The sequence below is a fragment of the Paenibacillus yanchengensis genome (assembly GCF_042684845.1).
Classification (GTDB): Bacteria; Bacillota; Bacilli; order Paenibacillales; family Paenibacillaceae; genus Pristimantibacillus; species Pristimantibacillus yanchengensis.
Genome location: NZ_JBHUMH010000062.1, coordinates 65,784 through 89,242 on the forward strand (window position 1 = coordinate 65,784; position 23,459 = coordinate 89,242).

Below are 23,459 nucleotides of genomic sequence, written 5' to 3' on the forward strand. Positions count from 1 at the left end.
ATACGTAAAAGGTTTGTTACCATTATATGAGAATGTTTGTAGAATAGACCCTTATCTGTCCTATTCATGAAATCAATTAATATAGATAGTAATACGTCTTTCATCAACGATGGAAAGAAACGAGGAATGTTGCAATGACAAAGCTACATGCTTGGATCGATGGAGAAAAGCTAATTACGTTAGAAGGAATAGCTGCTATCGATCGTAACAAAATAATAGTTACTACCGATGAAACTGTGGAGAACAATACTCCCACAGTACCGTTATTGCTATCGTCTGTTCACTGGACAAACTCGACTACAGCTACCATCACATTAGAACAAAATGTTCCGTTGGAGCGACAGCTTTATCTACACTTTAATGACATTGTATTCCCTATTTATCCTAGATATGTCGTTCAAACAGCGTGGTTTGATCAGATATATGATGCTAGTGAAGAACGACTAGGCGCAGACTACTCCCCAGCAAGCACAACCTTTGCCGTATGGACACCTACCGCCATCCAGGTCGAGCTACTATTACAAACCGATCAACGAGTAACAATGATGAGAAAAGCAAATGGGGTATGGCAAACTACCGTAACTGGCGATTTGAAAAATGTGCTTTACCAATTTGCTGTGACTATACACGGAGAAAAAAAGCTAATCAATGACCCCTATACCAAAGGGCTAACAGCTAATAGTACCTATAGTGTCGTTGTTGATCTGTCAGACTCTGATCCTCCCCATTTTCATACAGCGCCCTACCCTCCGACTCTAAAACAAGATGCTATTATTTACGAATTACATGTGCGGGATGCTACCAGCTCTGCTGACAGTGGTGTACAACATAAAGGGAAATTTCTAGGGTTGACGGAACAACAAACGACTACACCAGCAGGCAGTTCCACAGGTTTATCATATATCCAGCAATTAGGCGTTACCCATATTCAGCTTCTGCCGTTGCAAGACTTTGCCCGAGTAGACGAATTAAACCCACAACATAGTTATAACTGGGGCTATGATCCTTTATTTTATTTTGTACCCGAAGGAAGTTATGCTACTGATGCAGCTGATCCCCTTACTCGTATAACAGAATGTAAACAAATGATTCATGCCATCCATGAAGCAGGTATGTCAGTCATTTTGGATGTTGTCTATAACCATGTCTACTATTATGAATCATCGGTCTACGAACAATTAGTACCTGGCTATTATTTTCGCACTAACGCAAACGGACAGCGCAGTAATGGCAGCGGAACAGGTAACGACCTAGCGACCGAACGTAAGATGGTGCGCAAACTAATTTTAGATGCGGTCGATTATTGGCTACAACAATTTCACATAGATGGCTTTCGCTTTGATCTGATGGGAGCAATGGACATTACGACCATGCAACTCATTGAGCAGCGCGCTGCCCAAATGAACAGACCGATACTACTACTTGGGGAAGGGTGGCAATTAAATACTCCCCTACCTGAGCATGAACAAGCAACGACAAGCAATGCCAAGCAGCTACCAGCATATAGTTTTTTTAACGATTATTTTCGTGATACATTAAAGGGTGATTTGTTCCAGTCGCTAGGCAAAGGCTACGTCAACGGAGACGGCTATTTTAGCGAACGATTACCGCAACTAGTAGCGGGATCATCCGATACAAGATTTGCAGGAAAACTATTTACCCACCCACTCCAATCGATCAACTTCGTAGAATGTCACGACAATCATACACTTGCCGATAAACTGTCACTAAGTAATCAAGCAGACACGACCGAGCAGCGAAGGAGAATGCATCAATTAGCTACGGGGATAACATTGCTTAGTCAAGGAGTCCCCTTCCTTCATGCAGGGCAAGAATTTTTGCGAAGCAAACAAGGAGACCCAAACAGCTACATCGCAGGAGATGCCATTAATCAGCTCAACTGGAAATTACGAGAACAAGAAGCGGACTATATCTACTGGGTACAGCAACTTATTGCACTACGCAAAAACTATGCTCACTTCCGCTTAACAACTGCACGGGAAATCGAGCAGCGATTGCATATCATCAGCACTCCTTCCCCCGTATTTGGCTATATACTGCTCGGCGATACCGCAGATATTGCTATCTATGTAAACCCATTAAACGAACAAAGACAGATTGCCATGCCAGCACTAGGCAGATGGAAACAACTGCTCAGCAATGTGAACCAGCCCACTTCACTACCTAGCTTCCTTGCTGAGCAGACAGCAACAATCGCTCCCTATGAAATGCTCATCTGGATAAAAGAACGTACGTAAAGCATAGTAGCCCCAATCCACTGTGTATTAGGATTGGGGCTATTTATATTTTATGAATATAATGGTAAAATTGGTTGGTATATAATAAACAAGTAATTTCTCCGGTAGCATTACAAGAAATTATCGAACTTCATCGCGACAAGCAATGACTATACCTTACTAAGAAAGGACGTTAATTATGGATTGGATTGTTAATGTTCCCTCTGGTGGATTATTTTACGAAGGTAATCTAGAACGTATTTATCCACCCAAGATCAGTACGCTTGATTTAAGTGAAACAAAATCTATCTTCTCAACCTTATCTCAATTTTACTTATCCTTATCTATATTACATGGAGAATCGAATACAGTGTTTTTTTCAATACCGAATGAAAATTTATATCAAACATCTCTTGAGCATCTCGGAAGTCATTTTGAAAATGTGAAAATTTCCCGCACAAAAGGAAATCCTGATAATCTTATTTTGAAGAAAATACGTAGACAATCCATCCAAAAATTGAACGAAGCCTATGAACAAAGTAAAATTCATCCGATCATACTAGATTTATTTTTTTCTCAAGAATCTTTAACGAACGTCGCTGATATATCTAACAAAAAAGTATACAAGATTGTCTCCTCGCAAATTGTTCCTTATTATTCTGATGATTTCACTGACACTTGGAACCTTATCACCATGAGTAACCAAATAGAGAAGGAATTAATAATAACACCAAATAAGTGGTACTTAACTGATGATTTAAAGAATTCTTTGGCAATCAGATATCTATCAACACATTCTAAATCTTTATATTTATGGGTTAACCCAGAAACAAATGAGGTACTTTATCTTGATATTAAGTTTGATTAATAACCTTAATCTAAACTGACATTCATCCCCTATACCATCTGCATTATATTTTCTTATCGTAAGCGTCAAACAGTCCCCACCTTTTAAATAAGATGAGGACTACGATATGCTGTACTATAATTTAAATACGTGGCAAGTTAGCGGAAGAGTTACTGGCCAAGGCAACAGCTTATCGAGTGCTTGCACTTGTGTTAGTCGTAGCATCATAAAGTATTTCAAGACTGTACATTTTTTTATATAAGGACTTCTACGATTACTCTGGAGAATGGATACTAGTATTTGCTATTCATTAGACCAAATGTTATACTTTTATGGAAGATAATGATTACAGTTTAGATAGATGAGATGAGTTAAGTTCAGTTGAGTTCAGTTGAGATTTTCACTCCCCAGCGTTTACATTTGTTCAATCTCTCTTCTCTCTGTCTTCCTAACTGATTTTAGGAGGAATTTATGAGTATTTTGTCGCATTTACAGTTAACCCCCGAAGAAAAAAAATATAAAATCCAAGAGAATGTTTTTATTTACCGCAATTTGGAACCGTTGAAAATTGAAAACGCAACAAACTCCATTCTTAATGAAATTAATAATAACAGAGGTGCCTTATTCACAAGTGGTTATGAATACCCCGGACGGTATTCTAGATGGGATATCGGCTTTGTTAATCCACCAATAGAAATGCGTTCATCCGGTAAAAATTTCACGATTAAATCGCTCAATAATAGAGGAGAGATTTTACTTAGCTTTATTTATAACTATCTTATTGATTTTTCTGAAGTGACGGTTCATACAACGAATAAAATTATTTCAGGAACTATTCACTCGGAAAATAATATTTTTAGTGAAGATGAAAGAACGTTACAACCATCTATATTTACAGTAATTCGTTTAATTAAAAATTTGTTTGCATCATCTGAGGACTCATACCTGGGGCTTTATGGAGCTTTTGGTTATGATTTAGTTTTTCAATTTGAGTCTATGGAACTTAAACATTCACGTAATTCTGATCAAGCTGATTTAGTTCTTTACTTGCCAGATGAACTTGTTATCGTAGATCATCAATTGGCGTGTGCATATCAACTTTCATATGATTTTGATGTTAATGGAAATTCAACAAAAGGATTGGAAAGAACCAATCCTACACTAATGAAACAAAAAGAAAACAGTTTTTCATCAGAAGCTTATCAATTAGGTAAATATGCGAATTTGGTTGAAGAAGCAATAAAATCTTTTCAAAAAGGAGACCTATTTGAAGTTGTTCCTTCGCATACTATTTATGAAAAATGTATAGACTCTCCATCTAACATATTTTCGCGTTTAAAAGCTATTAACCCGAGTCCATACGGATTTATTATCAATCTTGGAGACGAATACTTAGTTGGATCTTCTCCGGAAATGTATGTAAGAGTTGAAGGGAATAGAGTAGAAACTTGTCCCATATCAGGAACGGTTAAAAGAGGAGCATCTGCAATAGAGGATGCTGAACAAATAAAAAGCTTACTAAACTCTTCTAAAGATGAAGCAGAATTAACGATGTGTACAGATGTTGATCGTAATGATAAATCAAGAGTTTGTATTCCTGGTTCGGTTGAGGTTATTGGTAGACGCCAGCTAGAAATGTACTCTCATCTTATCCATACTGTGGATCATGTAGAGGGTCGCTTAAGCCCGCAGTTCGATTCGCTAGATGCATTTATGACTCATATGTGGGCGGTCACAATAACTGGAGCACCTAAGCGTGCAGCTATTCGTTGGATAGAAGAACATGAATCCTCTCCAAGAGGATGGTATGGCGGAGCTGTAGGGTACTACGCATTTAATGGAGACTTAAATACAGGTTTGACACTGAGAACAATCAGAATTAAGAATGATATCGCTGAAGTAAGAGTAGGAGCAACTCTATTAATTGATTCCATACCAGAAGATGAAGAAGCAGAGACCCTCACCAAAGCTGCCGCATTAGTAGAAGCTATTAGGGGAAACTCTAAACCACCAAAAATAGAGAATAAAGAAATTCTGCTTAAAGGAAAAGGGAAGAAAATACTAATAATTGATCATGAAGATTCATTTGTACTTACTCTATCGAGCTATTTTAAACAAACAGGTGCAGACGTATTAACGTTACGGGCATCATTAGCCCAAAATTTATTAAAGACTCATGAAAACTTTGATCTAGTGGTGTTATCTCCTGGACCTGGACGACCCGAAGAGTTCAATTTAAAGAAAACGATTGATTTATGCTTGTTAAGAAATATTCCGATTTTTGGAGTTTGCCTTGGAATGCAAGGAATTGTTGAGTATTTTGGTGGGAAATTAAACATACTAAATTATCCACAGCATGGCAAGTCATCATCAGTCAATATACTAAGACAAAGTGCTTTGTGGAATGACATTTCTGAAAATTTTACTGTAGGTAGGTATCATTCATTATATGCAGAAATTATACCGGATTGCTTAGATACAACAGCTGTTTCTGACGATGGTATTGTTATGGCAATTGAACATAAAGCGCTGCCTATATCTGCTGTTCAATTCCATCCTGAATCGATTTTATCTTTACGTAATTCCATTGGACTAAAAATTATTCAAAACATTATTTCTCAAGTGTGATCTAGAAGTCTGTCCGATAACAACCGTAATCTACGTAACTCCGTCGTGCAGACTCTGAATAAGAAAGATCACCATTCTTCTTGATTTGGAAGGTGGTCTTTCACTACGATTTATTGCTAATTCTCATGCTTTTAAATTTTTCTCATAAAAAAACAGAATACCAGACTATTCAACACATGCGTATTTCAATTCAAACTAAGTGGATTATCAATCAAATCCTTGTAAAAGGATATAAATTTATTTTTATGAAATTTTCCCCATCGTATTAACTATTCTTTTAAACCAGTCCTTGTCATATGATATTGTGCTAAAATACACTTCTGAGGATTAGATTTACACCCTTTTAGAACTATAAAATCTGTCGTTTGTTCATTTTGTTTTCTAGCTTTATGAAATAATATGGAAATGCTACTTCTTCTCCTGCTTTTATTGGTACTGCAATACTAAAAAAACTTTTTTAAGGGCTTTCAATCGATACTGTGCAATAATTACATTGCCTGAATTTTCATAAATACGATGTTTATTAAACCAATGGATGTAATCGGATAATTCTATTTGAAGTTGTTTAAGGTTATGACTTATTCTGAGATATTGTATACGTAGAAACGAGTCCTTGCTCTTTCATAATTCTACTGATTTGCCGTCTAGATACAATCATGCCTAGCTCTTTTAGTTTAACTTTGATTTTTCGAATACCGTAGACGTTTCTATTTTATAAAACAATAGGTTGATCTAAATTGGGAAATCTAGAGCAGGGATTGTGAATGAATACGATCTAACGCCACCAGCTCTAGATAGATGGGTTAAACATGCGCAATTCGCAGGTTCTTTCAAAGAAAAAGATAATCGTTCTGCTGAAAAAATGAACTCATCGTACTACGATAAGATAATCAGCAACTTAAAATGGAGAATGATATTTTAAAGCAAGCAGCGCTGATCATGTAATAATAGTAGTTATCATCCTGAACAATTGTGATAAGTAGCAGGTTTAAGCAATGTGTAACGTGCTACAAATCGAAACGCTCTATTATGAAGCGAAAGAAAAATATCAGACGATAATATAACTAAATTTAATTAGATGCTACTGTGAATGTTCTTCTTTGTTTGGACATGGTAGTAGTTCTCTCCTTCATCTATTACTTTTTTCAACTACCACTTATTTTTTCTGTATATTTAAGTATATCCGATCCACCTCATAAAGCAGGGTCGCATAAATGTGATCAAAAACCTGTTCTTGCTTGCGTTAACGGTCTACCAAGTGTTTCAGCGACGCATCGACAGCACATCACCAAGCAACGCCTTGTCCACGGATATGGTAGCCGACCTGCTGTCGCTATCTTCCAACAACTGTTCAAATACTACAAAATCGTTGTGTTCCATATGCAGGATGGCACACGTTCACACGCTTCTTGAGCAAGTACAAGAAGCAGGTGTTTACCAATCTTGATTTGGACGAATAGGTTAGGCTAATGAAATCGAATTTCCCAGCGATGGCTTTGCTCGTGTAGCCACCGCTAAGGCTCGTTTATAAGTCGTAACCCTCCAAAAATTGTATTCACTTCTGCAAGTCTAGGGTGTAGAATGTGAGATATAATAACAGGAATCTAGGATATTCGAATAGGAGGACGATCTAATATATTTTCTTTGGAAAATTGATATCTTGGACATGGAGTCATGTGTGAATTATGGATTCCAACAATGAAGCTTTTGCAAGAAGTTCAGAATACTCATCTTCGGCTTCCGAATCCCAAATCACTCCACCTCCAACTCCGTAATTAGCTATACCTGTTTCAGTATCAATCCAAACAGTGCGTATTGGTACGTTGAATACAGATTCTTTATTTGGTTTTATAAAACCTATTGCACCACAGTAAACCTCTCTAGCTGAATCCTCCAAGGAAGCAATTTTTTTCATTGTACTAATTTTAGGTGCACCGGTAACAGATCCGCAGGGAAAAAGAGCTTTAAATACATCAGCTAATGTTGTATTTGGCTTGGTTGTTGCTGATACAGTTGATGTCATTTGAAAAACGTTCGGATAACGTTCAATTTCGAATAGGCTCGACACATCAACTGATCCAACTTCTGAAATACGTCCTAAATCATTACGTACTAGATCAACAATCATAAGATTTTCAGCTTGATTTTTCTCGGAATGTTTCAATTGTTTTTCATGCAACATATCTTCTTCTGGCCATCGACCACGTTTATAAGTTCCTTTCATTGGTCGTGTAATTATCTTATTCCCATCCCATCGGAAAAACAATTCAGGGGATGAAGATAGTATTCGGAAGCGATCAATGTTTAAATAAGCTGAGTATTGAGCTTTTTGAGCTTTAGCAAGATTATAGTAATATGAGATATCATCTCCACTAAACTTACTTGTTAATCGAATGGAATAATTCACTTGATATGTTTCCCCGTTAGAAATTGCGTATTTTATTTTGGAGATATTATTATCATAAGTGTTTCTTGGTACATTCGATTTCCATGGTGATACAGAATAATTCGTTTTTTTTCCTGAAAGATAGTTCCCATAGTGAGGCTCTTGATAGACTGCAAACCACAATAAAGGCATTTTGTAATCTTTCTTTACAGTCATGGCAGCGTCAAATGCAGTTGCAGCTTCGTAAGACAAGTAGCCCGCAACATAAAACCCAGATTCCAGAAAATTCTCTACATCTAATAAGGCTTGATTAACTTCATCAATATTATATGTAGAGATCACCTTAATGGGATTAATAAAATAGATTGGTTCATTCTCCCCCTCTTTGTTGGGAAAATCAAAAATTAATAAGTTTTTCAACATATTGTCCCCATTTCAAATCCTTCAAAGTTATTTTGAACTCGCAACTGCAGTAATTTTTTTTTTCAAATTATATATTACTTCCATCTCTATTTCCTTAAGTAATGTACATTTCTCTTGAATACTTTTAACGGACATTGTTCCTGTTAATCTATTTTTTTGCAGAATATTCTTAATTAATCCAGCCAGTGCTGATGAATCAAGTACTTTTTTCACTATATCTTGTTCGTATTGAATAGAATTCAAAAATTTTGAAAACAAAAGCCTTGATCCGTTTAAAATAGAAAATGCATTATCAAGAAGATCGAATATTTCGTCATTGTCTGAAAAATTCTGATCACACTTATTATTTAATATATCGCTAATATTATCAAAGAGATAATAATCATCTTGGTACTTCTGAATAAATAATTGATAATGCTCCATTATTAAATTTATATTTGGCTTGTTAGTTTCCCCATTATCAAAATATATTAAGTATTTTAGGTTAACATCTACATGATCACATGCCTGTCTAATCGTGTGAGAATTGATATATTTATAAAAATCAGGAAGATCATGCACTAAATAACTTTCAGTCTTTGAATTATACTCACAAAGAAGGAATGAATGCGGGGTATGCATTTTTAGATATGACTCACGATATGGAAGAAAGAATTCATCCCCCCAAAGCAAAACAAATTTACCTGACTGTACGAGTTCACATATAACATTCTCTACCTTCTTAAAGCTTTCAAAGCTGATACAATTGTGGTTAACACCTATTAGTGAAAAATCTTCCCTCTGTAGACAATTTGTAGGATACCGGAATCTATTCTTCTTTTGTTTAATAATGATATCATAGATATCCCTAGTGTTCTCCAGTGTATTATAAAATAGCAATTCAATTGGATACCCAAGATGATTTAAATAATTAACAATATGTTGTTTACTACACAATAAATAGGATGCTCCTTCGTACTTTATTATCTTTTTTATCATTGTTTACAGTATTCCTCACTATTCATTTTAGATTTTGGTGCTTCATAAATTGAGCGAACTATTTCATCGATAGTTGTGTCTTGTATTGATAAATCTTTTATTTTGTAAATTGCAGATATATTTGCGATTAGATCAGAGATCTTAATATATTTCGGGTCAAATTTAAACCATAATTTATAGTCGGTTTCCTTGATTAATTCTGCACCTTGAATATGTGTGACAGTTGACTTTTCAAACAAATCAACAACAAGAGTACGGTAGGTACGATTTTCCTCTAAAAACCGATGGATATCACCATCATAGATTTTTTGCCCATTATCGATAATAATGATACGGTTGCAGATATGTATCACATCGTCCATATCATGTGTAGTTAAGATTAATGTCGTCTTTTTTTCTTTATTAATCTGAATTAAAAATTCTCTAATACGTTTCTTTGCAAGCACATCTAAACCAATCGTTGGCTCATCTAAAAACAAAAGCTTAGGTTCATGTAATAGCGCCGCTGCAATATCTCCACGCATCCGTTGACCTAAAGATAATTCCCGAACACGACTATATATAAACTGATCAAGTTCTAATAATTCGATAAAATAATCTAAATTTTTTTTGTAAATCTTCTTTGGAATTTTATAAATATAACTAAGAAATTCAAATGATTCATGTAAAGGTAAATCCCACCATAATTGAGTTCGCTGTCCAAAAACTACGCCGATGTGTTGTGCGTATGCTTTGCGATTCTTGTGAGGATTCATATTTAGAACATTGATTTCACCCGTAGTAGGTACTAGTATTCCAGACATCATCTTAATAGTTGTGGTTTTCCCGGCTCCGTTTGGACCAAGAAAGGCAACCATCTCTCCCTCACTTATTGCAAAAGACATATTACTGACCGCGGTATTATCCGTTCCTTGCTTTGATTTGAAGAACATTCTTTTCTGAGCAGGATAAATTTTATGTATATTTTCAAGTTTAATTATAGGATTCACTTCATGCCTCCCATGTCTATGATCCAGTACTATTATATCTCTTTAAACCATACATCCAAAATAGAATTGCGAGCACTACAAATAAAATGGAAATTACTGGACCAAAATAAATTAGATTTGAGTTAATCGTTATCTCAGAATCAACATCTAAAATTAAAAAACTTGGATAGTAATTAATAAAAGCAATTGGAATAACAAACGTTAGAATGTATTGCAAGGCGACACTAAAAATAGATAACGGGTATTGATGAAAATTAGTGAGAAAATTTAAAAGAATAGCGTTTATTCCTCCTGTTTCAGTTACCCAAAAAGATAAAGTACCTACCATGAGAAATAAAGCAACTTCTATGAAAAATCCAACTAAAATAGTAACAAATGACAATATTATGTTATATATCGACCAAAAATCCCCCATATTGTTGGCCGCAATAATAAAAACAACAAAGCCACCCACAATATAGCCTAACCCACTAATATTAAATTCGGACATAAATAGTTGTGAGAGAAGATTCATGGGTCGAACCAAAAAGCGATCCATTGTGCCCATTCTTACTTTGTTACTGATCGTCCATGTAGCTTGCCCGAACAATAAAAATAGTCCATGTGCCAACCGCCATATGCTATTTATAAATAATAGTTGCCAAATCGTCCATCCATCCAATCCAGACACATTTTTAAGCAAAATAAACAAGGATAGAGCGCTAGTTATAGATAATAAAATCAATCCAAGGATCCCCATCAAGGAGTTCGATATAAATTGAAATTTCGGGCGGATATTCCCCCATTGTAGTATGGTATATATTTTAAACACAGTCTTAAACACCTCTCATTTAACCGCCATACACACTAACCTTACGAGCCGCTTTCCCATATACCCCCACTGAAGTAATAAATAATAAGGCTATCCATATAAGTTGAATACCTAAAGCTAGCCACAATTCATTATTAGAAATTTTTCCAATGTATATACTTGTTGGAACCCCAACCATACAATTAAACAAAGAATATTTGATTAGAAACTGAATTTCTGAAGGAAAGAACCACCATGGAATGATAGTACCTGACAGTATTGAAATGATAGCAATACGACCAAATTCAAATCCCCATATTTCAACAACAAAAAAACTAAATAACCCTATTAGATATAGGACATTAAAACTAATTAAATATGCAAATATTAGACTTATAATAAACCCAACAGTATGGACAAAAGTGGCAGGGGATTGAATCCCCATAAATACAATACAAATAAGAGCTGTTAGGAGTGTAGTAGTGATGAACTTTGCAACCGATTGTCCAATACTTCGACTAAGCAATAACAAATAGATATTAATAGGCTTAGTAAAAAAATTTGTAATTTCTCCACTCCTTACAAGCTGATTTAGATAAAGCCCTGTATTCTCACCTTGATAACTGCCTATTAAAACCCCAATCACTGCATAGGTAACCATATAATTAATAGAAACGTTAGAATAAGAATCCAAATCAGCATAAATCGTTACCCAAAGATAATATAGTACGAAGCAGGTGATCAGCACACTGGTCACATTAGCAAATACTGATGTTTTGTATACGAGTTCATTTCGATATGACGTTTTCATGATACCGATATAAAGCTTCAAGCGCTACTCACCTACTATTCATTTTTCTTACATATTTGTTTTATCTTTGTACGATCTAATTTTCCGGTATTTGTCTTAGGAATATGATCTACAAAATAAAATTTTCTAGGAATTTTATAATTTGAAAAATAAACTTGACAGTATCTTCGAATCTCGCTAGCGACTAATGAAGTTCCTTTCTTAAGTTTGATGTATGACACTGGAACCTCACCCAAAATCTCGTCTTTTTCTCCAACAACAATCACTTCTTCGATTTGATGAATACGACCTAATCCTTCTTCTATTTCCTCGGGATAGACATTGTTACCTCCAACAATAATGATATTTTTCTTCCTACCAACAATATGCAACCGATCATTTTCGTCTAAATAACCTAAATCTCCTGTTCTTAGCCAACCATCTGATATGACCTGCTTGGTTGTGAGAGGATCACGATAGTAACCTTGCATGATATTTCTGCCCTTGACCCAAATCTCACCAATTTTCTGATCTACTTGTCCAACTCCTATTTCTTCCACAATTCGAAGCACAACGCCATCCACTGTATTACCAGAAGAAAGATAGTTATCTGTCCGATTCATCATCGACACACGAGGAGCAGCCTCTGTCAAACCATAAGTTTGAATAAATTGAGCACTAGGAAAATAATACGATGCCTTCATTAAGGTTTCATTATGCAATGCAGCCCCACTAACTACAATAGTTTTTATTTGATCGAAAGGGCTAATAAGAGTACGTTCCATTTCGGTCACGATTGAAATTATCATTGTAGGCACGCAAGAAAAGGCAGAAATCTCAAAACGCCTCATGTAGGTAATCATAGCTCTACTCATTAGCGGGAGCATCACCAAACAAAACTTTGTATTTAAATAGATACAAGAAATAATCTGGGTTACAATAGTTGAACTAAAATGAACTGGCATAGTAATCAAAAAAACATCCGAATGAGTATACGCTATTCTTTCACCGTGACTTATAGCGCTAGACACTACATTATCATGTGACAGCATTACAATTTTGGGCTTATCTGTACTTCCAGAAGTGGAAAGAAGCATAGCTAGTTGCTGTCCATCTTTCGATTTATTTATCGTATCAAATAACAAATCGGTTGTTGGGTTATGAGACATTTTGTCATATGAAATCCAAATTATATTAGTAATAGAAATGTTATTTGTGATTTCCATTCTTGTAGTGATACAAAAACTTACATCACAATTAATAATCATTTGTTCTATTTCAGCGTCTGTTGAGAAATAAGGAATTGGAACAATAACACAATCTAACAAGAACCCTCCAAACAAAGAAAAGATAAAGTACTCTTCATTATTAAGATGCAGCCCAATATGCGTTCCTTTACGAACCCCTTTACTTTTTAGAAACTCCGCCATCTGAATACTCTGTTGTAATATCTGTGAATATGTAAAAGAATGGTTTTCTGTTTGGAATCCAATCTTCATTGGATTTGACTCAGCGGCTTCGGCTAATATATCTTGAATCATATAAATTGTCATTTTTTTATTATAACCCCAATAGTTTCCATTGTTTTTTTAATTGTGGAAAAGTTTTCTCCTATCATCATTTCATCTGGCACACTGATTCCAAACGTGGTTTCGATTTCCACAATAAACTCTACCAACTTGAGTGAATCGATTCCCAACTCCATGATCAAGTTTGTGTCATCTGTTAATTGTTTTTCGTCAACTTCTAGTTCAGAACAACTTACAACTAAATTAACAATTTTACTTTTAAATTCATCCATGTGTCGGTCCCCTTGTTTCATAATGTTATAATGATTATGATATTAAAGAAATGAACGTATTTACTTTACCAGATATAGAATTTTGATCTAGTTTTTGAACCCATTGCACGCTGACACTAGTTATAGATGGCAAACAATCTCTTACAAGCTTCTTTAATTCATTTTCAACTTGCAGATTAGGTTCATGAAGAGGTATTACATTTACCATAATCTCATGCAATTGTGTTTGTACAAACTGAAGTTGAGCAATAGATAAAAATTGTTCCCGATAAAAATGATCAAATATTCTTCGCAGAATTACCGGATTTAAGTTTCCTTGAGTAGTCTTTATAACATCATTAGATCTGCCCTTAATAAGTTCAAGAATCGGGCTATCGGAACCACACATGCAGCTTTTCTTGATAATTTTACCTAAATCGCCGCTTTTATATCGAATAAGTGGCATTGTATAGCATTTTAGACTAGTAAGAATAATCTCTCCGATTTCGCCATCACGTAATTTTTCACCTGTTTCTGTTGAGACTACCTCCACAAATGCATTCTCGATACATATATGCAATTCCCCAAATTGGCACTCATATGCAATAGGGAATAACTCTGATAAACCGTATATATTTGCAATCTTGCATTTAAACGCATCTTCAATCACATTTCTCTGACCATCGAACAAATGCTCTGATCTATTTTCAATTAATTGCACATTAGGCATTTTTATATTTTGCTCTATAATATATTGAGCAAATTGAAATAGGGAGGATGCATATCCCTGTATAATCACTGGTTTGAATTCTTGTATAGCTTTAACATAAAGGGAATACCTTTCTTGATTATGATTGTACAAGGATAGTGCTAGTGATATAGCTCGACCATTATGAAAATGATATTTCAGCGGCTCCTTAATTCGATCAAAATAGACAATAGTTCCACCAAAGGCTTGTTCACTCCACTTACGACGATTTTTAGATATTATAATGCTAGCTTCAGAAAGCTCAGTTTTGGAACGAACATAGCAAATTGGAATTCCTGTTGTGCCCGAAGTATAATACAGACTACAATCCTCTTCATTCGTCCCTTTTGATAATAGTTGAGTATAATCTTTTCGAATATTTTCTTTTTGCAAAAAAGGAACTTTCATAAATTCATCGTAGCTATCAATCGAAGATATACTATTAAATGCCTTTTGGTAATACGATGTATTTTCTTTTGCATGATGAATAAGCAATTTTAATTGTTCTTTGAGTAAATTCCACACAATGTTAACTCCTCTTTAATTTTTTGATAAACCATAACGCGTTTCGATCAATTATATGATCAAGATATCCATTCGCAGCGGAAGCTGCATTTCTAACAAGCTCATTCATCATTGCAAACGAAAAATCTTCATTTTTTTCAATCTGTAGTTTCTTTTGTAAATAATAAGTTCCCGATACACTATACGAACCTACTTTAATTTTTTTACACTTTTCATAAAACCCTTCCAGATCCGAAAGAATTGAATTAATTTTTTCCTGCGCTTTAGAATTATGAATCAAAGTTTTGTATGTCTCAGGTGAATTCAAAAAATTCACAATATTACTTTTGTCTTGAATAAATAGCTTTGTCATTAAAATTAAGTGCAAGTTTTCAATAGGCTTTACTACTACAATGTCTGTGCCCTCCCATATATCTATCAATGTTTGTAAATTCATTTCAACAAAATTCCCAATCAAAATTTTTTGTCCTGTTTCCGTGTATTGAGGAATATCATTTAAATAAATATAAGCATTGGATGTTTCAGTATTTTGTGAGAATGATTTAATTTTAATGTCAGAGTTTATCATCTCTAGTGTTTTTCTAGTGATTTCAACTTCTCCTTCAATTCTTCCTAAAGTCAATATTTCATCTATACCTACACTACTATACTCAATTGCTATTTTAGAGATTAATTCGCATGTTTCAATATAATTGATTTCACCATTTTTATTCATAATTCCCCAAGTACCATCAGCGTTTAATGCTACATTAAAGGGATCCACAGTTATTTTGATATCACCCTTAGGAAATTGTGTTCTTATCATCTTTAGTATTTCTTTCTGATTCAGTAAGACTTGTTCTGAGGACAGATCTCCTCTATTACCAACCGGACGTAGAATTACAGATGTAATCCCATAACTCTTTAATTCTTGAATATATTCGATTGTATTTTCTACAGACCGATAAGGATACTCGGGCATATTTATCATATTCTTAGCAACATTTCCTCGTAAATTGATGTCCACATCAATAGGTTGAGAAAATGTGTTAGGTAAAATTTCAACCTCACATTTACTTGATAATCGTCTGGAAGCAAGTCCATGTCCACTCATAAAAAGAAACTCTTCCTCAGAGTATAGATCTTTTATAATGTTTTCCTTTTTTCCCTGCTTTATTTGTACCAATAAATTCAACTCCTCTGTTTTTTAAAAATTCAACTAAGTAATTAAGACAATAGAGATTAAATAATTCCACAGCTATTTCATTCTTACGGACAGATAAAAAACCGACAAAAAACCGACAAAAAAATAGACTAAATAGTAAAGTCGATCTGGATGTCGGTGATATTATTGTGTCTTTATGGAATTTACTAGGTTAATATACCATGATTACTTGTATTATACAAATAAAAAAGTTTTATTTTTCATAAAATGGTAATTATATTTTTTAATAGTATTACCTCTAAAATTTTTTTCTCTATTATGGTTCATCATCGTAACTTAGAATTTACTTAATAAATACTAAAAAAATAACCACTTTAATATAGAAAAAAAACAAAAACTCATCTATCGTAATTGTTGATGAGATAAACCAGGATAGAATTTTTCGCCTTGTACGATCAGTTTATTAACTAAGTTGTTACGGTCATTGGAGATACAGCCTATTCTGAAAAAGATATTATTTAGTATGCTAATTAAAACGAATTACAATTAGTGTCAAAATTACACCTATTAATTTCACAAGGAATCCGTAAAAAAGAAGATGAATTTGAGTTTAATAAAGATGCGATTATCTACGTTTGTAAAGCTGGGCATATGGCATTTCGTAAGGAGCGTACGGGAACAAAAAATAAAGGAGCAAATCAGCTAGATACCTATTTCTTTGATATTAATACATGCAAACAATGTCCGTTAAATGAGGGTTGTTATAAAGAAGGAGCAAAATCCAAAACCTATTCTATTACTATTAAATCGACGGAACACAGTGACCAGAAAGCTTTTCAAGAAAGTGTTTATTTCAAAGAAAAAGCGAAAGAACGCTATAAAATTGAAGCGAAGAACAACGAGTTAAAGCACAGACACGGGTATGATGTAGCGACTACCTCAGGTCTCGTTGGCATGCTGTTGCAAGGGGCCGTGATCATATTCACTGTTAACCTCAAAAGAATATTGGCGCTTATGAAGTAAGAAGGAATAGGAAATCTATAGAATAGAGGCACTTTTTCATTCAACTCTGAATGAAAAAGCGTCTTTATCCATTTAAATTCAATTCACAAATTTAAAAACGTAATTTTTTCATTGGCTTCCTATGCAACAAGTGTCTTAAATGTAGATGAAGGACGTATTCTAGCCATTATCCCACTGAAGATATGGAATTTAATTTTGTGCTCATGAGTGTGCTATGATTAAAAATATTTTCATAGTCCATATTCTATTAATACCTTTTACAACGATCAATTTTGAAGGTTATTTAATGGGCCATATCCCCATTCTGTCTAATATCATCTGCACACTATTTTTTTATTAATGTGGTTTTTTGGGGGATTTTATACGAGTTACTATGGACATCTCTCCACACTATTTTTGAATAGTAGTACAATATATTAGCATATCGCTATTATTATATTGTCATATACAATAGAATGGCTTCTTATATTTATTCCCACTGGAATTATTTTTCTCGGTCCTTATATGGTTTAAGTTTTTTCTGTATACTTTTTCATACTTTGGTTTTACCTTGGCATGCCTACTAATCACTTTAGTAGGAAAAAAATAAAAGAGCAGTAATTAGAAGTATAAAGACATTATTTTAATACTATGAACCTTATCATAATCACGAGCCGCATATGAAACCAGGTGACTGATGATCTTTTTACTTTATTCGCTATACTCTTGTACATAATCTGATCATTATATACGATTTTACAGTTTACATATTATAAACAGCTCATCAGTCACCTAACTTACAGTCCAAATTGCAATTCTTTTGCTCTGTTACGAAACTGTTGTAACGCTGCGCTATATTTCGGTTCATCAATTACATTATTGCGTTCACCAGAATCAACTGCCAAATCAAACAGTACTTCCGGCATTTGCTCACCATAATATTGATACTTTAGATGGTCATATTTTATCATCAAGTTTGTGCCGCCAAATTGTGATATCGATTCATTCGTCCAATCAACCGCACTTTTTTCGTCTGCTTTTGCCATTAATGGAACTAAACTACGACTATCTAGCCCTTCTGGCACGACTGAATCAGATAGATCGCATAATGTTGCAAATAAATCACATAGGTTTACATTTTCATCTACTTTACTTGCTTTAAAATGCTTCGGATAACGAATAAATAAAGGTACTCTAACGCTTGCTTCATAAAACTTTTGCTTTTCCCATATGCCGTGCTGTCCCAACATTTCCCCATGATCACTTGTATAAATAATAATCCAATCATCGATATTTTGACCAACCTGAGCTAGTGCAGTAATGATTTGCCCATAAAAGTCATCAATCGTTTCAATCATGCCATAATAAGCAGCAGTCGCTCTTCTTACTTCTCGCTTCGTAATATCTACCCCCGGTTGTACTTGTCTTTGTTGCAAAAAGGGATGATTACTTACTTGTTCGTCCATATACGGTTCTACTCTATTTAAATAGTAATTAAACTTTTCTTCGCTCGTCAAATAAGGATAGTGTGGCTGTAGTAGACTTACTTTTAGCAACAATGGGTTCGTTTTTTCTCGATCATAGTAGGGACTATTGAAATAATCTTCGATAAATTGTTTTGCCCCAGCAACAGCATATTCATCATGGCTAATACAAGGTCCTCGTCCAACACCAGCTCTGGCAATTTCTTTTGCTTCACTCCATTTTTGCAAGTTTCCCCGCTTCGGTTGCTTTTCTTGTACTTGCTGCTCCTGATCCAATCGTCCTGTTACAAAGCGCTCATCTACATGCATGTCTCCACTAATTCTTCTCGTCCATCCTTGCATTTGATCAACGCCCATATGATGCAACTTTCCACTAACTACCGTCTGATAGCCATACTGAGCAAGTCGACGAGCAAATGTCATATAGCCAGGGGTCAAATCTTGCCCGTATCGCTCCACCCCACAATGTCTAGGAAACTGTCCAGCCATCATACACTGTCTTGCAGGTATACAAATGGGAGAAGGCGTATAAGCATTTTGAAACAAAACTGCCTCTGCTGCTAATTTATCTAACACTGGAGTTCTAACGATTTTGTTTCCTGCAAAACCAGCGATATCCGCTCGATGTTCGTCACTCATTAAAAATAATATATTGGGCTTCTTCCCTTTTAGATTAGTTACCATCTCACTCTTTCCTTTCCATTACTGTTGTGAAAATTGCCTATATTGTCCCGGTGTAACTCCTTCATACTTTTTAAAAATTCGATTAAAATACGTCGCTTGATATCCACTTAGAACAGCTATTTCTTGAATAGAGTGCCTAGAGTTTTGCAACAGTTCTTTCGATTTCTCTAATCGAAAACGCGTGACATAATCTACAAAATTATAACCTGTCGTTTTTTTGAATAATCTACTGAGCGTAAGGGGGCTGACCATTATTTGATCTGCACACAATTCCAGTGACAATGAAGTATCTGCATAATTCGACTCCACATAAGTAATGATAGACGCTATCTGTTCTTTCACTGATTGCTCTATGTGACTTTTTGTTCCTTGCAGTTCCTTAATAAAAGGTGCAATAATATGTTTCGTAAACCAACTAACAATGTCTGGCGTGTCCTTTAAAGTAGAAAGTTGCTCATATAAATCTGCATCTGCATGCAAACGATAAGGATCGAAACCGCCTTTCAAAAAGCCATATCGTAAATTGCCTAGTAATTGCTGTATTCCTTGATGAAATAAAAATTGTTTGCCATTGCTACTAATTAACTCATCACAAAATTGCTCTAATAGCCGCGTTGCCAGTATATTATCCATCGCATAAATGGCTTGTAACAACTTGTTTTCTGTTGAAAATGGATACGATAGTACGATATCATGATTATTAAAACTTTCTTGTACAATTAATACTTGATTGCCACCACTCGCTTCTCGATAGTTAAGCCGACGATTTGCCTCAGCAAAAACTTGCGGTAATAAAGAAATATTTTCTACTGTCCGACTCAAAACAGCCGTAACATCCAACTGCAATAATTGGTGTAAATCATTAGTTAACTGGTACGTTAATTGTTTGCTACTGTTTTTCTGATAGGCTTGCATCTCTTCATGGTTATGACGTTTATCCTCTATTTTTTCAACAATTAATATAGCCAAAGATAAATTTTGAAAGTTGACTACTTCAATCTGATCCACTTTTTGTTTGCAAGACTCTTCCGCTATATTGGCAGCTGCAAAAGTAAATAACTGAATATCTTTTTCGCTATATTGATTGGCTCGTGAAGATATTCCTGTTAATTGAATAATGATGATCGTATACTGATGAGTATCTACTTCCCAATCTAAATTGGTCATCTTCTCTCTCAATTCAACTTCATTAAACATATAGAAATTTCCTTGTAATAACTGCAGTAAAAATGAATTTCTCATAAACGCTCTATTATTATTCACACTCTCTTGTAGAAACGTACTATGTTCATATAACTGATTCCAACTAGCTCTTATTTGTGCTATAACATCGATAGAACTATTCTGTTCTCCTACTTTTTTATCTGTAGTTACCAATTTCCATATACTATGAATCGGCTGATACAATCGATTAGATGCCAAAACTGCAAGTATAACCATCACCAACCATGCAATTAAACTAATGATAAATATAAATTTGGCTAAAAATATTACCGGTGATAATAGATCTTTCATAGGAACTACCGAAACAAAATTCCACTCGCCACCTGGACGGGGAAATGAAAAGTTAATAAAAGAATAGTTTTCTTCATTTTTTCTTAATACAGAGGGCTCTGCTATTAATCCTGATTTACCCACCCAATTATCCAGCGCTAACTGCGTCCAATATGTATCATTGTCTTGATTTGCTTCTAAACTACCACCTGATTGTATGACTCCTCCTTGTTTATCAACGATATAAGATAGCCCGGACATAGAATTACTTCCTATTAAAGATGCTACCCGTTCTTGATCTAGTACAGTGACTAGTAACGCATGAGGTTCGTTAGTGTCGCTAGATAATTTATAAATAAAAGCAATATCAGTACAATTTTGCTGGCAAACCCACCGATCACTTAATGCCCATACAGCAGATTGATTTCCGTTTAACCACTTAGCATATTGCTCTTGCTCTCCCCCATATAACTTTTCCAAACCACCATCTTCCGATAATAAAACACCAGCTGTATGTTCATATAAAAACACTTGCTTTACGATAGGACTAACACCTTTAATCAGTAATAAACTATTAAACACTTTTCGAATGTACTCGTAGTTATATTCATCTGCCAAAATGCGAAGATCGCTTCCGAACTCTGTATGAAATGCCCATTGTATAATCATTTTCTCTAAGTGAGAAAAAAAATCATCCATTCTTTGCACAGTTAATTGCACCTCTGATTGATGTGAACGCATCACAGTCTTTTCAATTTGCTCTGTACCAATGAAGTAGACACCTAATGATGCAATCATTAGTGGGAGACAAGTGATAGATAAAATAAGGAACAAGCTTCTTCTAAAAAAGTGATGTTTGAATTGCTTCCGTAAGCTATTCCAGCTATTTACCATCCTCTTCCCTCCCTTTCTTTGTTCCATTACTTATTACGTTGCTGATAATCCTCGTTTATTTCAGTAATGATTCGCAAATATTGTTCGTCTTTTTGCAAACTTTCTACAAATTTATCCCATGTCTCTATTGGTTCACGTCCCATCATAACTTTCACTTTCATATCTTGGATTTTTTTATCATAATCTTTGCCGACTTTTACATAGGTATCGGAATGAAGACCTACAGCTGGACTAGCGATACTAATTTTTGCCATCTCGTCAATGATCTGCTTGTTGCGTTCTAAAAAGTCTTTTGGAATCCCTGTTTGATAAGCTCGTTCGTACGGATCTAAATTTGAAAATAGATGTCCGAAGCCACCCACATTATCTGCGATAGCTTGTTCTGTTGGTACAATTATCCCTTCTTCTATGTTGTAATGAGTTCCTTCAAATCCAAAACTTGCTAAATTGGCTCCCGCTTCTGTCGCTCCATAATCCATAAACTGCAAAATCTTTTTCATTTTTTGTTCTGATACTTTTTTAGGAATCAAATACATGCCATAGAAACCTGGTGCTTTTCCTACATACTTTCCATGTGGTCCCTCCAAAGCGATTAATGGTATAATATCTGCATCTGGATTAGACTTACGCATTTGTCCTGTTAACAACCAGGAAGGTTTAACTGCAGCAGCAAACGCACCCGCTTTATTCGTCGTAATCATTTCTCTTACTTGTGACTGTTTTAATGTTGGAAAGTCTGGCGAAATAAGACCTTCAGCAAAAGCATCTTTCAACCACAATAACGCTTGTTTTGTATCCGCTGTCATTGTTGTATCTATTAATTCATCATTTACCAATTTCCATCTACCATTCGCCCCATTAAATACATCTTCCACCCAGCCAAAATTACCCATCCCATCTAGACTTACTAAACCGGTAAAACCTAACGTATCTTGCTTATTATTTTGATCAGGATCTTGAAATGTAAAAGCTTTTAACACTTCATAAAATTCATCCATCGTTTGTGGCATTGGCAATTGTAATTGATCTAACCAATCTTTGCGGATTAATGGAAGTCCTGAATCACCTTCCAAAGGTCTAACACGTGGAATACCATAATTTTTCCCTTTAAATTTTACATTTTCCCAAGACTCTGTCGGAAACTTACTTAAGTTATCATAATCTTTTATATAATCTGTCAGGTCCCAAAATGCCCCTTGTGCTGACATCATTTTCACCTGCGGATGAAACGGATCTAACACAAGCATCAAATCAGGAATATCTCCCGATGCTAACGTAACATTGGCTTTATCCACATAATTATTGGAAGATATCCATGTAATGTTTAACTTTGTATTGGTGTTTTTTTCAATTTCCAATTTAATGGGATCGTTATCTTCAATCGGTTCAGGCGTAAAAAATACGGTCATAATATTGATCTCTGTTGCTGGTTCATTTTCAACTTGCTTACTTTCTTCAACTTGTTGTTTTCCCGTATTAGTAGCTGTCTCAGTTGCCTTAGTCGCTTCCTCTTCCTTATTCACTTTCTCTGTAGTAGAGGTACTACCACAAGCCGAAATAATCATGGCAAAAACTAATATTAGTATACCAAGTATATTATTTTTTTTGAACGCTTTCATCCCCAATTTCCCCCAAT

17 protein-coding genes and 2 pseudogenes are annotated in these 23,459 nt (G+C 34.8%); 5 read left to right on the forward strand and 14 right to left on the reverse strand.

Translation table 11 applies throughout. The features are described from left to right. Positions 1-134: 134 nt before the first annotated feature. The 3 genes from pulA (at position 135) to ACFSTH_RS18660 (ending at position 5,712) form a co-directional block, all read left to right on the forward strand. Positions 135-2,258 (forward strand): type I pullulanase, encoded by a 2,124-nt coding sequence (pulA, locus tag ACFSTH_RS18650; protein WP_377773038.1) that lies wholly within the window; start codon positions 135-137, stop codon positions 2,256-2,258. A gap of 178 nt (positions 2,259-2,436) precedes the next feature. Further along, on the forward strand, positions 2,437-3,105 hold the full coding sequence (locus ACFSTH_RS18655; RefSeq protein WP_377773036.1) for a hypothetical protein: 669 nt from the start codon (positions 2,437-2,439) through the stop codon (positions 3,103-3,105). A gap of 450 nt (positions 3,106-3,555) precedes the next feature. After that, on the forward strand, positions 3,556-5,712 hold the full coding sequence (locus ACFSTH_RS18660; RefSeq protein ID WP_377773034.1) for an anthranilate synthase component I: 2,157 nt from the start codon (positions 3,556-3,558) through the stop codon (positions 5,710-5,712). Positions 5,713-6,138: 426 nt separating this feature from the next. On the opposite strand, the gene ACFSTH_RS18665 is transcribed toward ACFSTH_RS18660, so the two are convergent. Both ACFSTH_RS18665 and ACFSTH_RS18670 read right to left on the reverse strand, forming a co-directional pair. After that, entirely contained in the window at positions 6,139-6,309 is a 171-nt protein-coding gene (locus ACFSTH_RS18665; RefSeq protein WP_377793759.1) for an IS3 family transposase, read from the reverse strand. Continuing rightward, a pseudogene (locus tag ACFSTH_RS18670) lies at positions 6,290-6,424 on the reverse strand (IS3 family transposase); the annotation flags it as partial. The pseudogene ACFSTH_RS18670 and the gene ACFSTH_RS18665, both read right to left, overlap by 20 nt. 392 nt (positions 6,425-6,816) lie before the next feature. Between ACFSTH_RS18670 and ACFSTH_RS18680 the strand changes: the two are divergent. After that, positions 6,817-7,125, forward strand: a complete 309-nt coding sequence (locus tag ACFSTH_RS18680; protein ID WP_377773032.1) for a hypothetical protein — start codon at positions 6,817-6,819, stop codon at positions 7,123-7,125. 259 nt (positions 7,126-7,384) lie between these two features. Here ACFSTH_RS18680 and pabB read toward each other — a convergent pair whose 3' ends face one another. The 9 genes from pabB to ACFSTH_RS18725 all read right to left on the reverse strand — a co-directional run bounded on the left by pabB (position 7,385) and on the right by ACFSTH_RS18725 (position 16,286). After that, on the reverse strand, positions 7,385-8,521 hold the full coding sequence (gene pabB / locus ACFSTH_RS18685; RefSeq protein ID WP_377773030.1) for an aminodeoxychorismate synthase component I: 1,137 nt from the start codon (positions 8,519-8,521) through the stop codon (positions 7,385-7,387). A 27-nt stretch (positions 8,522-8,548) separates the two neighbouring features. Further along, positions 8,549-9,499: a BtrH N-terminal domain-containing protein gene (locus tag ACFSTH_RS18690; protein WP_377793752.1), complete on the reverse strand. Its 951-nt coding sequence runs from the start codon at positions 9,497-9,499 to the stop codon at positions 8,549-8,551. Next, on the reverse strand, positions 9,496-10,488 hold the full coding sequence (locus ACFSTH_RS18695) for an ABC transporter ATP-binding protein (protein WP_377773026.1): 993 nt from the start codon (positions 10,486-10,488) through the stop codon (positions 9,496-9,498). Before ACFSTH_RS18695 ends, ACFSTH_RS18690 begins: the two co-directional genes overlap by 4 nt. A 16-nt stretch (positions 10,489-10,504) precedes the next feature. Continuing rightward, positions 10,505-11,212 carry an ABC transporter permease gene (locus ACFSTH_RS18700; protein ID WP_377773024.1) on the reverse strand — a complete coding sequence of 236 codons (708 nt, stop codon included), beginning with the start codon at positions 11,210-11,212 and terminating at the stop codon, positions 10,505-10,507. Between the two features lie 106 nt (positions 11,213-11,318). Then, positions 11,319-12,110, reverse strand: a complete 792-nt coding sequence (locus ACFSTH_RS18705; RefSeq protein WP_377773022.1) for an ABC transporter permease — start codon at positions 12,108-12,110, stop codon at positions 11,319-11,321. A 14-nt stretch (positions 12,111-12,124) separates the two neighbouring features. Beyond that, positions 12,125-13,621 carry a class I adenylate-forming enzyme family protein gene (locus ACFSTH_RS18710; RefSeq protein ID WP_377773020.1) on the reverse strand — a complete coding sequence of 499 codons (1,497 nt, stop codon included), beginning with the start codon at positions 13,619-13,621 and terminating at the stop codon, positions 12,125-12,127. Continuing rightward, a complete protein-coding gene (locus ACFSTH_RS18715; RefSeq protein WP_377773018.1) occupies positions 13,618-13,869 on the reverse strand; it encodes an acyl carrier protein in 252 nt (83 codons plus the stop codon). Before ACFSTH_RS18715 ends, ACFSTH_RS18710 begins: the two co-directional genes overlap by 4 nt. Before the next feature lie 34 nt (positions 13,870-13,903). Further along, a complete protein-coding gene (locus ACFSTH_RS18720; RefSeq protein ID WP_377773016.1) occupies positions 13,904-15,121 on the reverse strand; it encodes a phenylacetate--CoA ligase family protein in 1,218 nt (405 codons plus the stop codon). A gap of 4 nt (positions 15,122-15,125) precedes the next feature. Beyond that, complete coding sequence (locus ACFSTH_RS18725) at positions 15,126-16,286, reverse strand: delta-aminolevulinic acid dehydratase (RefSeq protein WP_377773014.1); 1,161 nt, start codon at positions 16,284-16,286, stop codon at positions 15,126-15,128. A gap of 456 nt (positions 16,287-16,742) precedes the next feature. Here ACFSTH_RS18725 and ACFSTH_RS18730 point away from each other — a divergent pair. After that, positions 16,743-17,288 (forward strand): annotated as a pseudogene (locus tag ACFSTH_RS18730) (transposase); the annotation flags it as partial. Between the two features lie 776 nt (positions 17,289-18,064). Here the strand turns inward: ACFSTH_RS18730 and ACFSTH_RS18735 are convergent. The 3 genes from ACFSTH_RS18735 to ACFSTH_RS18745 are packed head-to-tail and all read right to left on the reverse strand — an operon-like array spanning position 18,065 to position 23,442. Beyond that, complete coding sequence (locus ACFSTH_RS18735) at positions 18,065-19,435, reverse strand: sulfatase-like hydrolase/transferase (RefSeq protein WP_377773012.1); 1,371 nt, start codon at positions 19,433-19,435, stop codon at positions 18,065-18,067. 18 nt (positions 19,436-19,453) lie between these two features. After that, the gene (locus ACFSTH_RS18740) at positions 19,454-21,823 is read right to left on the reverse strand and encodes an AraC family transcriptional regulator (protein ID WP_377773010.1); all 2,370 of its coding nucleotides are present in this window, start codon (positions 21,821-21,823) and stop codon (positions 19,454-19,456) included. A 26-nt stretch (positions 21,824-21,849) separates the two neighbouring features. Then, positions 21,850-23,442, reverse strand: a complete 1,593-nt coding sequence (locus ACFSTH_RS18745; RefSeq protein ID WP_377773008.1) for an extracellular solute-binding protein — start codon at positions 23,440-23,442, stop codon at positions 21,850-21,852. Positions 23,443-23,459 lie beyond the last annotated feature (17 nt).

Coding starts and splice junctions, on each gene's coding strand:
- pulA (WP_377773038.1), top strand. CDS start 135: ATGACAAAGCTACATGCTTGGATCGATGGAGAAAAGCTAATTACGTTA.
- ACFSTH_RS18655 (WP_377773036.1), top strand. CDS start 2,437: ATGGATTGGATTGTTAATGTTCCCTCTGGTGGATTATTTTACGAAGGT.
- ACFSTH_RS18660 (WP_377773034.1), top strand. CDS start 3,556: ATGAGTATTTTGTCGCATTTACAGTTAACCCCCGAAGAAAAAAAATAT.
- pabB (WP_377773030.1), bottom strand. CDS start 8,521: ATGTTGAAAAACTTATTAATTTTTGATTTTCCCAACAAAGAGGGGGAG.
- ACFSTH_RS18690 (WP_377793752.1), bottom strand. CDS start 9,499: ATGATAAAAAAGATAATAAAGTACGAAGGAGCATCCTATTTATTGTGT.
- ACFSTH_RS18710 (WP_377773020.1), bottom strand. CDS start 13,621: ATGACAATTTATATGATTCAAGATATATTAGCCGAAGCCGCTGAGTCA.
- ACFSTH_RS18715 (WP_377773018.1), bottom strand. CDS start 13,869: ATGGATGAATTTAAAAGTAAAATTGTTAATTTAGTTGTAAGTTGTTCT.
- ACFSTH_RS18735 (WP_377773012.1), bottom strand. CDS start 19,435: ATGGTAACTAATCTAAAAGGGAAGAAGCCCAATATATTATTTTTAATG.
- ACFSTH_RS18740 (WP_377773010.1), bottom strand. CDS start 21,823: ATGGTAAATAGCTGGAATAGCTTACGGAAGCAATTCAAACATCACTTT.
- ACFSTH_RS18745 (WP_377773008.1), bottom strand. CDS start 23,442: ATGAAAGCGTTCAAAAAAAATAATATACTTGGTATACTAATATTAGTT.